Annotated in this window: 9 protein-coding genes; 8 read left to right on the top strand and 1 reads right to left on the bottom strand. The window is 60.6% G+C overall.

Annotated features, from left to right (window positions below):
• The first annotated feature begins 85 nt into the window (after positions 1-85).
• From ACI77H_RS26605 to ACI77H_RS26590, 4 genes are all read left to right on the top strand, one after another.
• Complete coding sequence (locus ACI77H_RS26605; RefSeq protein WP_407014664.1) at positions 86-1,465, top strand: PepSY-associated TM helix domain-containing protein; 1,380 nt, start codon at positions 86-88, stop codon at positions 1,463-1,465.
• A 287-nt stretch (positions 1,466-1,752) separates the two neighbouring features.
• Positions 1,753-2,541, top strand: coding sequence for an ABC transporter ATP-binding protein (locus ACI77H_RS26600; RefSeq protein ID WP_407014663.1), 789 nt, complete (start codon positions 1,753-1,755; stop codon positions 2,539-2,541).
• Positions 2,538-3,485 carry an ABC transporter substrate-binding protein gene (locus ACI77H_RS26595; RefSeq protein ID WP_407014661.1) on the top strand — a complete coding sequence of 316 codons (948 nt, stop codon included), beginning with the start codon at positions 2,538-2,540 and terminating at the stop codon, positions 3,483-3,485. The genes ACI77H_RS26600 and ACI77H_RS26595 overlap by 4 nt, the downstream gene beginning before the upstream one ends.
• Positions 3,482-4,492, top strand: coding sequence for a FecCD family ABC transporter permease (locus tag ACI77H_RS26590; RefSeq protein WP_407014659.1), 1,011 nt, complete (start codon positions 3,482-3,484; stop codon positions 4,490-4,492). Before ACI77H_RS26595 ends, ACI77H_RS26590 begins: the two co-directional genes overlap by 4 nt.
• 32 nt (positions 4,493-4,524) lie before the next feature.
• On the opposite strand, the gene ACI77H_RS26585 is transcribed toward ACI77H_RS26590, so the two are convergent.
• Positions 4,525-7,857 (bottom strand): hypothetical protein, encoded by a 3,333-nt coding sequence (locus ACI77H_RS26585; protein ID WP_407014658.1) that lies wholly within the window; start codon positions 7,855-7,857, stop codon positions 4,525-4,527.
• Positions 7,858-8,319: 462 nt separating this feature from the next.
• Here ACI77H_RS26585 and urtA point away from each other — a divergent pair, with 462 nt between their 5' ends.
• From urtA to urtD, 4 genes are all read left to right on the top strand, one after another.
• Entirely contained in the window at positions 8,320-9,585 is a 1,266-nt protein-coding gene (urtA, locus tag ACI77H_RS26580) for an urea ABC transporter substrate-binding protein (protein WP_407014656.1), read from the top strand.
• Positions 9,586-9,745: 160 nt separating this feature from the next.
• Positions 9,746-11,248 carry an urea ABC transporter permease subunit UrtB gene (gene urtB / locus ACI77H_RS26575; RefSeq protein WP_407014654.1) on the top strand — a complete coding sequence of 501 codons (1,503 nt, stop codon included), beginning with the start codon at positions 9,746-9,748 and terminating at the stop codon, positions 11,246-11,248.
• On the top strand, positions 11,248-12,327 hold the full coding sequence (urtC, locus tag ACI77H_RS26570; protein ID WP_407014653.1) for an urea ABC transporter permease subunit UrtC: 1,080 nt from the start codon (positions 11,248-11,250) through the stop codon (positions 12,325-12,327). Before urtB ends, urtC begins: the two co-directional genes overlap by 1 nt.
• Positions 12,324-13,193: an urea ABC transporter ATP-binding protein UrtD gene (gene urtD, locus ACI77H_RS26565; RefSeq protein ID WP_407014651.1), complete on the top strand. Its 870-nt coding sequence runs from the start codon at positions 12,324-12,326 to the stop codon at positions 13,191-13,193. Before urtC ends, urtD begins: the two co-directional genes overlap by 4 nt.
• Positions 13,194-13,332 lie beyond the last annotated feature (139 nt).

Below are 13,332 nucleotides of genomic sequence, written 5' to 3'. Positions count from 1 at the left end.
CCTGTGGGAGCGAGCCTGCTCGCGAATGACTGCACAGCAGTCACCAGACAACAACAAAAGATCCAAGCCAAGCGGAGCACAACCGATGAAACAGCCCAAACCGAATTTCTACAACCTGGCCTGGCGCTGGCATTTCTATGCCGGTCTGTTCGTCGCGCCATTCATGGTGATGCTGGCCCTGACCGGTGTCATTTACCTGTTCAAGCCGCAACTCGATTCGTTGATGTACGGCAGCCTGATGAACGTCCCGGCCGGTCATCACAGCGTCCCGGCCGACGACCTGCTCAAGCGGGTAAAAGAGGCTTATCCACAAGCAACGATCAAGCAGTACCTGCCGCCGATCAACGCCGAACGCAGCGCGCAATTTGTCGTACTCAATGGCAACAATGAGCTGAACGTTTTCGTCGATCCTTACCACGGCGACATCCTCGGCGAGCAAGACGCCAAGAAGAATCTGCAAGCCGTTGCCCGTGCGATCCACGGTGAACTGATGATCGGCACCGTCGGTGATCGACTGATCGAACTGGCCGCCGGTTGGGGCGTGGTGCTGGTGGTTTCAGGGGTCTTTCTGTGGTGGCCGCGCGGTCAGGCAGCCGGTATTTTGTGGCCGCGCCTGAGCAGCCGCGGTCGAGTGCTCTGGCGCGACCTGCATGCCGTTACCGGGTTCTGGGGCGCCACGTTGTTGCTGGTGATGCTGCTGAGCGGCATGACCTGGACCGGGTTCTGGGGCAAGACCTATGCGCAAGTCTGGAACGTGTTTCCGGCAGCGATGTGGGACGACGTACCCAAGTCCGATGTTGAGGCCCGCAGCCTGAACACCGCCACGCGCCAGACCGTGCCATGGGCGATGGAAAACACGCCGATGCCGATGTCCGGCGACCACGCCGAACACATGGCCCACGGCGGCGCGCAAGCCGGCCCCGCCGCACCGACCATCAGCCTGCAAGACGTGCAGAACATCGCCGTGCAACGCAAGGTTGAACCGGGTTACAGCATTACTTTCCCGACCACGGCCACCGGCGTATTTACCATCGCCGTGTTCGCCGACGACCCGCGCAACGATGCCACCCTGCACGTCGATCAATACACCGGCAACGTCCTCGCCGATGTGCGCTTCGAGCAATACGGCACCGTCGCCCGCGCCACGGAAATCGGCGTGATGTTGCACGAAGGCAAGATGTTCGGTGTGCTCAACCAGATCATCGTGCTGCTGATCTGCCTGATGATTCTGCTCAGTGCCGTCAGCGGCGTGGTGATCTGGTGGAAACGTCGGCCACAAGGCAAGTTCGGTGTTCCACCGCTGCGCCATGACCTGCCGAAATGGAAATCCGGCGTGGCAATCATGCTGGTGCTGGCGGTGGTGTTTCCGCTGGTGGGGGCTTCGTTGGTGATGGTCTGGCTGCTGGATCACGTGCTCTTGTCACGATTCACCCGACAAACTGAATCAGCCTCATCTTCATCATGAAACAGGCGAGATGCGTGCATTAGAGGCATCTGTAGACTTCGGCACTTATCGCCTGGCCACTTAAAGTGTTACTGTATAACTCAAGCGCGTCATTCAACCCGCAGCCATGGCTGCGGGTTTTCTTTTGAAGAAGTGATTCACGGTCCCGATGAACAGTACCTCTCGACCGGCCTCTGCCTGCTCGCCCTGAACAACAGTGCCCAGGTGCAGCCGAAGCTTTTGTGGCGAAGGCGCTTGCTCCCTCACCACAGATGATGTGCAGATTTAAAACGATCAACAGGAATGCAATGACCTCGCTGAACCTCACCAACCTCGCCTGGACACCCTTGGGCCACGGCCATTGTCATCACCAGTTCAAACTGCGTGATGCTTCGTTGCATGTGGCCGCCGGTGAGTTTGTCGGGTTGATCGGTCCCAACGGCAGCGGCAAGACCAGCCTGCTGCGCTGCGCCTATCGCTTCAGCAAACCGGAAAACGGTGAGGTCCGGCTCGATCATCACAACGTCTGGAAACAATCCTCGCGCTGGTGCGCGCAACGCATCGCCGTGGTGTTGCAGGAATTCCCCGACGCCTTCGGCCTGACCGTCGATGAAGTGGTCGCCATGGGCCGCACACCGCACAAAGGTTTGTTCGATAGCGACACCCTCGAAGACCGAAATCTCGCGACGCAAGCACTGAAATCCGTCGGCCTCAACGGTTTCGAAGACCACGCTTTCGCCACGCTCTCCGGCGGTGAAAAACAGCGGGTGATCCTCGCCCGCGCCCTGGCCCAGCAACCGCAACTGCTGATCCTCGACGAGCCCACAAATCACCTCGACCCGCGCTATCAGCTTGAGTTACTGCAACTGGTCAAACGCTTGCAGATCGGCACCCTGGCGAGCATCCATGACCTCAATCTCGCCGCCGCGTTCTGTGACCGGCTGTACGTGCTCAATCACGGCCGCATCGTCGCCAGCGGCACACCGAAACAAGTCCTCACCGCCCCGCTGCTGCGTGATGTGTTCGGCGTCGAAGCGCTGATCGATGAACACCCTTTGCACGGCTACCCACGAATCACCTGGATAACCCAACCATGACTTTGCGTTCCCTGCTGTGCGTCGCTCTGTTGCTGGGCAGTGCCCAAGCGCTTGCCGAGGCGACGAAATATCCGCTGACGATCCAAAGCTGCAACCGCGCAGTGACCTTCACACACGCGCCGAAACACGCGATCAGCCACGACATCAACATGACGCAGATGATGCTCGCCCTCGGCCTCAAACCGAGCATGGCCGGCTACAGCGGCGTCAGCGGCTGGAAGTCGGTCACGCCCCAGATGCAGAGCCTCCTCGACGGCCTCCCGGAGCTGGCGGCCAAGTACCCGTCAGTAGAAACCCTGCTCAACGCCAACGTCGATTTCTTCTTTGCCGGTTGGGATTACGGCATGCGCGTCGGCGGTGATCTCACGCCGCAAACCTTGCAGCCGCTGGGTATCAACGTCTATGAGCTGACCGAGTCCTGCGCCTTCGTCATGAAGCGCCCACCGGCCAGCCTGGAAGACACCTACAACGACCTGCGCAACCTCGGCAAAATCTTCGACGTGCAGGATCGCGCCAATGCCCTGATCGCCGACATGCAGGCGCAAGTCGGCGAGGTACACAAGAATCTGCCGGCCAACAAACCACGGGTGTTCCTTTACGACAGTGGCGAAGACCGCGCCATGACCTCGGGTCGCCTGGGCATGCCGCAAGCGCTGATCGACGCCGCGGGCGGGCGCAACATTCTGGATGACGTCGAGGCGAGCTGGACCCGGGTGAATTGGGAAAACGTGGTCGAGCGCAATCCGCAGGTGATCGTGATCGTCGATTACGGCGAAGTCACCGCCGAGCAGAAGGTGCAGTTCCTGCTCAACAACAAGGCGCTGCAATCGGTGGACGCGATCAAGAACCAGCGCTTCATCGTCATTCCGTATGTGCAGGCCACGCCGGGGATCGACAACGTGTTGGCGGTTGAAACCCTGGCCAAAGGTTTCCACGGCGAATGATCAATCGTCGCTACGCCCTGTTGCTGATCGCCCTCGGCGCGTTGCTGCTGGTGTCGTGTGTGGTGTCGCTGGGCTTTGGCCCGGCGCGGGTGCCGGTGGACGTGGTGTGGCGAATTTTGCTGCACAAGGTGTTCGGTTTTGGCGAGGTAAGCTGGACGGCCGGGCAGGAACACATCGTGTGGTTGATCCGCGTGCCACGCATGTTGCTCGGCGCGTTGGTCGGCGCTGGCCTGGCGTTGATCGGCGCGGTGCTGCAAGCGGTGACGCGCAATCCGCTGGCCGATCCGCATTTGCTCGGGGTGACCTCCGGCGCGACGCTTGGCGCTGTGATTGTGGTGCTGCATGTCGGCGAAATCGTCGGCCTGCTGACCTTGCCGATCGCGGCGTTCATCGGCGCGCTGCTGAGCATGCTTATCGTGCTGATAATCGCCAACCGCAACGGTCGGCTGGACAGTGATCGGCTGCTGCTGTGCGGTGTGGCGGTGTCGTTCGTGATGATGGCAATCGCCAATCTGCTGCTGTTTCTCGGCGATCACCGCGCCAGTTCGGCGGTGATGTTCTGGATGCTAGGCGGGCTCGGACTGGCGCGCTGGGAATTGCTCGCGGTGCCGGCAGCGAGCGTGTTGCTGGGGCTGGTTTTGCTGCTGGGCATGGCCCGTCCGTTGAACGCGTTGATGGCGGGTGAACAGACGGCCGTGACGTTGGGACTCAACGCCCGCAGCGTACGCCTGCGAGTGTTTTTGATTGCGTCGCTGATGACCGGGGTGCTGGTGTCGATCAGCGGCTCCATCGGGTTTGTCGGGCTGATGGTGCCGCACATTGCCCGTCGATTGGTCGGCGCCGAGCACCGGCGATTGCTGCCGGTGTGCGTGCTGTTGGGCAGTGTGTTTCTGGTGTGGGTCGATGTCGCCGCGCGCACGCTGATCGCCCCCGAGGACTTGCCCATAGGCGTGGCCACGGCGGCGATTGGCGGCTTGTTTTTCATTGGCCTCATGCGCAAGCGTTGACCGGGTGCGCCGTGGTCAGCCTCCGGACACGGTTACAACTCATCCCGGGGGTGTTGGACGGATACGTCCGGAAACTGCTGGCGTATGTCTTGCCAGTCGGTGCCCAGTCGTCCGGCCTGGCGCCAATAACCGGCGGCCTTCAACACCTCTAAATGGCTGTTGTTCGCCAGCCTGGAAATGAACGCCTCGAACGACAGCACGGTGGTCCATCGATCATCGGGAGGCTGCACCAGCTTTACTTCAAGCAGTGCTTGCTCTGCTATCGAATAGGTCGGTACGTACTTCAGCAATGCGCCGTCGCGTGACGAATAGTAGAAAGCCGTCATATCGAAGCCTTTGTTTTTCACGGCCTGAGTGTGCGAATGAATCGACTCGGGCGAAGCAAAGTTCACAGCGTCAGCCTCTGATCCCGTGTGCGCGTTGCCTGACTGATCAAACTGATGGCTGGCCATCCATGTGTAGCCGTCAGGCAAGCGCGGCACTCTAGTGCCTGGTGCAGCTGAAACGTCGTTCGCCGTACGAAAGATCAGGCTGATGGCTGCATCGGGATGACTCGTGCCAGCCAGCGGCTGCAGGCCAACGTATGAATAGCTATCGGGTTTGGCCAGGATTGCGCCTGTACACGCCAGGCCTTGATTGAATCGCGCCGCTCGAAGCTGCGCATAACAAGCGGCATCGTCGGGATGATGAAACATCGGCCCCAACGGCAGCCTGGATTGGTTTGCCCACCTGGCCTCGACGGACACCGTCGGCATACCAGCAAGCCAGTCCTGCCCCACCTCACCCGCACGGGACCAGTAAGCGCTGGTCAGCAGCACCTCCAGTTTCCCCGCCGCCGCCATACGCCGAATGTAATCCGTCAGTTTGAATGAGCCACGGTTGATATCGTCTTGATCACGCTGAGCCTGCGCCGTTGTCGCAAACGGGTTGTCCCTGACCTGAACCTGGCCAAATTCGTCCCGAGACACAACCGGATCGAATGGCGCGAGTTCAAGACGCAGCAGTGCGCCGTCGCCACAGGAAAAATAGATCGGCCTGTAGCCGTTGGACGAACGTACGCTGTCACGCGCCAGACTCACCTCCATCGGTGAAAAGAAGTGCCGGTGGTCATCGTCCGGCAACCCCGCCGGCGTAGCCGCCGCACACATGATGAGGCCACTGTCCACGTAGCGATAAGGCAATACACCGGGAAAGACACGGTCATACGCCAACCGTGAGTTGCGCACACTCACGGGCAGCGTCGCGAGGAATGAACCGTCACGAGCGTTGCGCAGGATAAATCCAAAGCCGAGTAGTGAACGACTGCCTGCCTGTTCATGTGCCAGGCGCGCGGCATCCTGCTCCTGGATGCAGACCGCGCTGTAAGCCGGTTCCACCAACGCCCTGGGGTAACCCGTCGTTTGGGGCATCGTCTGATACGGCTCGAACTCCGTGACTTCACGTGCCGGGCCCCATAGGCGACTTCCTGCAACCACTTTCAGATACCCGGAACTGACCAGCTTTTTGACCCACGCGGTAGGCGTCAACGTACCGCTATGGATCTGTTCCTTGATCCAGGTGGCGTCCAGATCACGAGCTGGCTGCCCCGACAGACTGAGCGCAATGCCCAGATCCGCGCGGATGCGCTCCCATGTACCGATTCGGTAACGGATGATCGATCCGTCGGGTGCAAACAGGTATTCATCGTGCGCCTGAGTTCTGCGCATGAAGGCGGTGTAAACAGAATCGACAGAGAGCATGTTGCGATAGAGCTCTTTGTCGACGTCCGATAACAAGACAGGTAACGCGCGCAGCACCCGTGAGCGATAGCGCGCAACGATCGTGCAGTCGGGCGGAAACTGGCCGAGCTCGATCGCTGAATCCGCAAAAATCCACCGGATATCAAAGTCTTCCCGGGGGATATCGACAGGATCAGTGGCCACATACCGACCGTCAGCGCGCTGCAGAATCAGACCGCCGAAAGCGCTTGGCGTGCCGGCAGGTACTTGTGAACGCGCATGCACGGCGGCGTCATCGGCCGTCAGGAACACCGGACCGAGCGCACGACGCGGCAAGTTCCGGCTCGGCGCCCAATGGGTGTCAACCGGCCCTTTCCTGTCCCAGCACAGGCTGGTGCGCAACACGTGCAATGCATCGTTGCGGGCGACCGTCGCGACAAAATCGGTTGCGCTCGACACGCCCTTGACCAGATTGTTTTGAATGGCCTCCAGGCCCATGTTCGGGACGTCGTTGTCGAACAGCGGGGTGTCCGGGCGGGGAACGTACTTCAGCAGCGCGCCGTCCGGCGTCGACACGTAGAGCAACGCCGGAACCCTTTCCCCAAAGACCGGGCGTTTTTTTGCGTTGTAGACAGCAACCCACAAATCTTTCGGAACAATGAAATGCTCGGCCAACCAGCGTCGGGGCACATCCCGCTCATGCTTGACGCGCTGGCGCGAATAGAAATAGGAGTGGGAGGTGAATGACTCGGGATAGACATACTCCCCGGTCGTTGGGGAACGTCGGAACACACTGCGTTCCAGGAAGAGCTTGTCTCTTGGGTAACTGACGGGAACCAGTTCCGAAGCGACATATTCTTCTTTGTCCTTGTGCTTGAGAATGAAGCCGAACCAGGTCTGTCCTGCATCACGTTGTACGGTGTTTCGGGCATAACGATCGAGCGCCGCTGCGTCGGATGACTGGAAAACCGCACCCAACGACACCCTCTCCGGTACATTGCGCTCCCAGGGGCCGGGGACGAAGTGCTCCGTGACGTTGCCTCGAGGTCGCCAGCGACCGTTGCTGATAATGACCTGCAAATCGCCGGCGGCTGCCGCCTCAGTCACGAGTTGCTCCGGTTTGACCACTCCCTTTTCCAGGTCGAGGGCAAGCTTGCCGGGCGATTGGGTGGTTCCCAACTGTTTGAGCAGCGCCTGCGAGCGCGAGCTGTCCGGGGTGAACACGATCAAGCTGTCTTCGGCCCCCGACAGATAGGACGACAGGTCAGTTGCGAGAATAGTGCGCAGCTCTTTGACACTGAACATCAGCAAGCTCGTCGCCGCATCATCGACAGACCATTCCAGCTCCGCGACCGTGTGCACATCAAGTGTCGAAAGCGCAGGGTGAGAATAAAACCGACTGTGCAAGACATGATTGTCGGGGACTAGCGGGTGATGCGTACTTGAACTGGCCGATTGTTCGGCGGGCTCGGTCATCACGTACCGCTGATCATCTCGCTGGAGGATATAGCCGTAGTAGCCGCGATTACGGCGCCGCCCGACCCGTTCGTGGGCATGACAGGCGGCGGCGTCCGCCGACAGGAAGGTCTGGTCCAGCACATTTAGTGTTGATACAGCGTTTGTCGAATCGGGTTGTTGTTCATCCATGAGGGGGTACTCCATTGAGTCGTCATTGAGCGCTCACTGTCGCACCGTGAAATACGCCCATGGCGGTACATAGTTATTCCTATTCCCTGAGTGTTTGCGTTCGTATGCCCAGGCGGGAAATTGTGCCGTCGCCCGGGCGGCTGAAGGTGTATTGATCAAGGTGCTGTCCATGCTCTGCGCGCTTGCTTGAGAGTCCCTCATCAGCAAGATTGCGCAGCGCAGCGGACGGTACCTATTTATCGCCAGCCCGGATTGGGTGTTAAACACCGCCAGCACCAATGCTGCGCACGCAAGTGCACCCGCCTCGCAATCCGGCCCCAGTCTGGTGCGAGCCCCAGCCCGCCGCCGGCTCTATCTCGAGTTTTTCCGGCCTTTTCCGAACAGGCACAGCCCTTGCTAAAGACCCTTCAGTAGTCCGCATCTGCCAACCAAGAAAATTCATAAGTTCATGGAGATCGCACAATGAAGCGTCGCAGCTTGATCAAGGCTTTTACACTCACGGCAAGCATTGCCGCGATGGGCATGACCTGGACTGTCCAGGCGGCCGAGACCATCAAGGTCGGTATTCTGCATTCGTTGTCCGGCACCATGGCGATCTCCGAAACGTCCCTGAAAGACATGGCGTTGATGACCATCGACGAGATCAACGCCAAGGGCGGCGTCAACGGCAAGATGCTGGAACCGGTGGTGGTCGACCCGGCGTCGAACTGGCCGCTGTTCGCGGAAAAGGGCCGGCAGTTGCTGACCCAGGACAAGGTCGCCGTGGTGTTCGGTTGCTGGACCTCGGTGTCGCGTAAATCGGTGCTGCCGGTGTTCGAAGAACTCAACGGTCTGCTGTTCTACCCGGTGCAATACGAAGGCGAAGAGATGTCGCCGAACGTGTTCTACACCGGTGCGGCGCCGAACCAGCAGGCGATCCCGGCGGTGGAATACCTGATGAGCGAAGAAGGCGGCAGCGCCAAACGCTACTTCCTGCTCGGCACCGACTACGTCTACCCGCGCACCACCAACAAGATCCTGCGCTCGTTCCTGCACTCCAAAGGGGTGGCCGACAAGGACATCGAAGAGGTTTACACCCCGTTCGGCCACAGCGACTATCAAACCATCGTGGCCAACATCAAAAAATTCTCGGCCGGTGGCAAAACCGCCGTCATCTCCACCGTCAACGGCGACTCCAACGTGCCGTTCTATAAAGAGCTGGCGAACCAGGGCCTGAAAGCCACCGAAGTGCCGGTCGTGGCGTTCTCCGTGGGCGAAGAAGAATTGCGTGGCATCGACACCAAACCGCTGGTGGGCAACCTCGCGGCGTGGAACTACTTCGAGTCGGTGGAGAACCCGGCGAACAAGAAATTCGTCGCCGACTGGAAAGCCTACGCGAAGAAACACAACCTGCCGGGCGCCGACAAAGCGGTGACCAACGACCCGATGGAAGCCACTTACGTCGGCATTCACATGTGGGCGCAGGCCGCTGAAAAAGCCAAATCCACCGACGTCGACAAAGTCCGCGAAGCCCTCGCCGGCCAGACCTTTGCCGCGCCGTCCGGCTACACCCTGACCATGGACAAGACCAACCACCACCTGCACAAGCCGGTGATGATCGGCGAGATCCAGGCGGACGGTCAGTTCAACGTGGTGTGGCAGACCGAAGGGCCGATCCGCGCCCAGCCGTGGAGCCCGTTCATCTCGGGTAACGACAAGAAGCCGGATTATGCGGTGAAGAGCAACTAAGCCACTGGGTGTTGGCCTCGGACACTGCGCCTGAGGCCAACGAGAATCCTGTGGGAGCTGGCTTGCCTGCGATGCGGACACCTCGGTGTACCTGATGCACCGGGGTGATGCCATCGCTGGCAAGCCAGCTCCCACAATGTCTGCGTCAAGGCGACTTCCTATGCCCACTGCCCTTTACCGCTTCATCCTCGCCATCGCATTTTTATTGCCGATGGCCGCGCATTCCGGCGACGCCGAAGACTTCGTCGCCGCCAATCCGGTGCAGCAAGCCAAGCTTCTGGAAGCCTGGGCCGCACAGCCCGATCCGGCCCGTGTCGAACTGATCAACGCCCTGCAACAAGGCGAGTTGACGGTCGACGGTCAACCGAAAACCTTGCGCCTGAACAATCGCCTGCGGGGTCTGATCGACACCGCGCTGGCCAGCCACCAATTGCTCGCCGCCGACGCCAAAATCCGTCTGGGCGCCGCGCAGCAATTGCAGAAAAGCGCCAAGCCTGCGCAGCTGAAATTCCTCGACCAGCAACTGACTGGCGAACGAGACGAAAACGTTCACGCCGCGCTCAGCCTCGCGCTGGCCAACCTGCAACTGGTGGACACCGATCCAGCCGTGCGCCTCGCCGCTGTGCGTCTGCTCGGGGAAACCGGCGATCCACTTGCCCGCACTCGTCTGGAGAGTCTGCTCGAACCGGGTGTTGAAGCCGACGCCAGCGTGCGCACGGCCGCCGAAACCAGCCTGGCGCAAGTCAAACGCAAACTGCTGATCGGCGAGATGCTCGGCCAGGCCTTCAGCGGCATGTCGCTGGGCTCGATCCTGCTGCTCGCGGCGCTCGGTCTGGCGATCACTTTCGGCCTGCTCGGCGTGATCAACATGGCCCACGGCGAGATGCTGATGCTCGGTGCCTACTCGACCTACGTCGTGCAACTGATGTTCCAGCGCTTCGCGCCGCAAGCCATCGAGTTTTATCCGCTGATCGCGTTGCCGGTGGCGTTTTTCGTCACCGCTGCGATCGGCATGGCGCTGGAGCGCACGGTGATTCGTCACCTCTACGGCCGCCCTTTGGAGACCCTGCTCGCCACTTGGGGCATCAGCCTGATGCTGATTCAGCTTGTCCGATTGGTGTTCGGCGCGCAGAACGTCGAAGTGGCCAACCCGGCGTGGCTGTCCGGCGGGATTCAGGTACTGCCGAATCTGGTGCTGCCGTACAACCGCATCGTCATCATCGCCTTCGCCTTGTTTGTGGTGGTGCTGACCTGGCTGCTGCTGAACAAGACGCGCCTCGGTTTGAACGTGCGCGCCGTCACTCAGAATCGCAACATGGCGGCCTGCTGCGGGGTGCCGACCGGGCGCGTCGACATGCTCGCATTTGGCCTCGGCTCCGGCATCGCCGGCCTCGGCGGTGTGGCGCTGAGCCAGATCGGCAACGTCGGCCCGGACCTCGGCCAGAGCTACATCATCGACTCGTTCCTGGTGGTGGTGCTCGGCGGCGTCGGGCAACTGGCCGGTAGCGTGCTCGCCGCCTTCGGCCTGGGCATCGCCAACAAGATTCTCGAACCGCAGATCGGTGCCGTACTTGGCAAGATCCTGATCCTCGCGCTGATCATTCTGTTCATCCAGAAACGTCCGCAAGGCCTCTTCGCACTGAAAGGACGGGTGATCGACTGATGAACCAGCCCCTGATGCTCACAGCCAGCCAAAAGGCCGGCCCCAAAGTCACGATTGCCGTCGGTGCGGTGATCCTTGTTTTGCTGTTGGCGTTGCCGCTGCTGTCGCTGTTGTCGCCGGACAGCGCGTTTCACGTCTCGGCTTATACGCTGACACTGATGGGCAAGATTCTTTGCTACGCCATCGTCGCCCTCGCCCTCGATCTGGTCTGGGGCTACGCCGGCCTGTTGTCCCTCGGCCACGGTCTGTTCTTCGCCCTCGGCGGTTATGCGATGGGCATGTACCTGATGCGCCAGGCCTCGGGCGATGCCTTGCCGGCGTTCATGACCTTCCTCTCGTGGACCGAATTGCCGTGGTACTGGACCGGCACCAGCAGCTTCCTCTGGTCGATGTGCCTGGTGGTATTGGCCCCGGGATTGTTGGCGCTGGTGTTCGGCTTCTTTGCCTTCCGCTCGCGGATCAAAGGCGTGTATTTCTCGATCATGACCCAGGCGCTGACCTTCGCCGGGATGCTGCTGTTCTTCCGCAACGAAACCGGATTTGGCGGCAACAACGGCTTCACCAATTTCCGCACCATTCTTGGCTTTGGCATCACCGAACCGGGGACGCGCGCGGCGCTGTTTTTCGCCACCGTGCTGTTGCTGGTGGCGAGCCTGTTCATCGGCTGGCGCCTGGCGCAGAGCAAATTTGGCCGGGTGCTGACGGCACTGCGCGATGCGGAAAACCGCTTGATGTTCTGCGGTTACGACCCTCGCGGTTTCAAGCTGTTTGTCTGGGTCTTGAGTGCGGTCCTGTGCGGTCTGGCGGGCGCGCTGTACGTGCCGCAAGTCGGCATCATCAACCCGAGTGAAATGTCGCCGACCAACTCAATCGAAGCCGCCGTCTGGGTGGCGTTGGGTGGTCGCGGCACGCTGATCGGTCCGCTGCTTGGCGCTGGCGTGGTCAACGGCATGAAGAGCTGGTTCACCGTGGCGTTCCCGGAGTACTGGCTGTTCTTCCTCGGCGCGCTGTTCATCGTCGTGACCTTGTACCTGCCCAAAGGCGTGATCGGCCTGCTGAAAAAAAGGGGTGACCAATGAGAGTGACTGCGACGGCTGAATTCATGCTCGAACCGGCCTTCTATCCACCGGAGCCGAACAAGGACGCCGGCAGCAGCCGCGACGCCATCGGCCTCGGTCAACGCGTCGGCCCCGGCCTGGATACCCGCCACGGCACCATCCTGACGCTGGAAGACATCAGCGTCAGCTTCGATGGTTTCAAGGCCCTGAACGATTTGAACCTGTACATCGGCGTCGGCGAATTGCGCTGCATCATCGGCCCCAACGGCGCGGGAAAAACCACGCTGATGGACGTGATCACCGGCAAGACTCGCCCCAGTCACGGCAAGGCCTGGTTCGGTGAAACCCTCGATCTGACGCAGATGAGCGAAGTGCAGATCGCCCAGGCCGGCATCGGTCGCAAGTTCCAGAAGCCGACCGTGTTTGAAGCGCTGAGCGTGTTTGAAAACCTCGAACTGGCGCAGAAAACCGACAAGTCGGTGTGGGCCAGCCTGCGGGCTCGCCTGAGTGGCGAACAGAAAGATCGCATCAGCGAAGTGCTGGAAACCATTCGCCTGACCACCTCGGTCAATCGCCCGGCAGGCTTGTTGTCCCACGGTCAGAAGCAGTTTCTGGAAATCGGCATGTTGTTGATGCAAGACCCGAAATTGCTGCTGCTCGACGAACCCGTGGCGGGCATGACCGATGCCGAAACCGAATTCACCGCCGAACTGTTCAAGAGCCTGGCGGGCAAGCATTCGCTGATGGTGGTGGAACACGACATGGGGTTTGTCGGCTCGATTGCCGACCACGTCACCGTGTTGCACCAGGGCAGCGTGCTGGCCGAGGGGTCGCTGGAGCAGGTGCAGGAAAACGAGCGGGTGATCGAGGTGTACCTCGGTCGCTAGATCTGCGAACACAGAACCTGTGGGAGCTGGCTTGCCAGCGATAGCGGTGGGTCAGTCAACATCATTTTCGGATGTGCCGGCCTCATCGCTGGCAAGCCAGCTCCCACAGGGTTCGGTGTGAACCACAAGGAATTTGAAC

The organism is Pseudomonas sp. O230 (genome assembly GCF_045447035.1).
Taxonomy (GTDB): Bacteria; Pseudomonadota; Gammaproteobacteria; order Pseudomonadales; family Pseudomonadaceae; genus Aquipseudomonas.
This window is presented reverse-complemented; position numbering and strand designations above follow the sequence as displayed.

Bases quoted from the DNA above. Each gene is read 5' to 3' on its own strand.
- ACI77H_RS26605 (WP_407014664.1), top strand. From the start codon at position 86: ATGAAACAGCCCAAACCGAATTTCTACAACCTGGCCTGGCGCTGGCAT.
- ACI77H_RS26600 (WP_407014663.1), top strand. From the start codon at position 1,753: ATGACCTCGCTGAACCTCACCAACCTCGCCTGGACACCCTTGGGCCAC.
- ACI77H_RS26595 (WP_407014661.1), top strand. From the start codon at position 2,538: ATGACTTTGCGTTCCCTGCTGTGCGTCGCTCTGTTGCTGGGCAGTGCC.
- ACI77H_RS26590 (WP_407014659.1), top strand. From the start codon at position 3,482: ATGATCAATCGTCGCTACGCCCTGTTGCTGATCGCCCTCGGCGCGTTG.
- ACI77H_RS26585 (WP_407014658.1), bottom strand. From the start codon at position 7,857: ATGGATGAACAACAACCCGATTCGACAAACGCTGTATCAACACTAAAT.
- urtA (WP_407014656.1), top strand. From the start codon at position 8,320: ATGAAGCGTCGCAGCTTGATCAAGGCTTTTACACTCACGGCAAGCATT.
- urtB (WP_407014654.1), top strand. From the start codon at position 9,746: ATGCCCACTGCCCTTTACCGCTTCATCCTCGCCATCGCATTTTTATTG.
- urtC (WP_407014653.1), top strand. From the start codon at position 11,248: ATGAACCAGCCCCTGATGCTCACAGCCAGCCAAAAGGCCGGCCCCAAA.
- urtD (WP_407014651.1), top strand. From the start codon at position 12,324: ATGAGAGTGACTGCGACGGCTGAATTCATGCTCGAACCGGCCTTCTAT.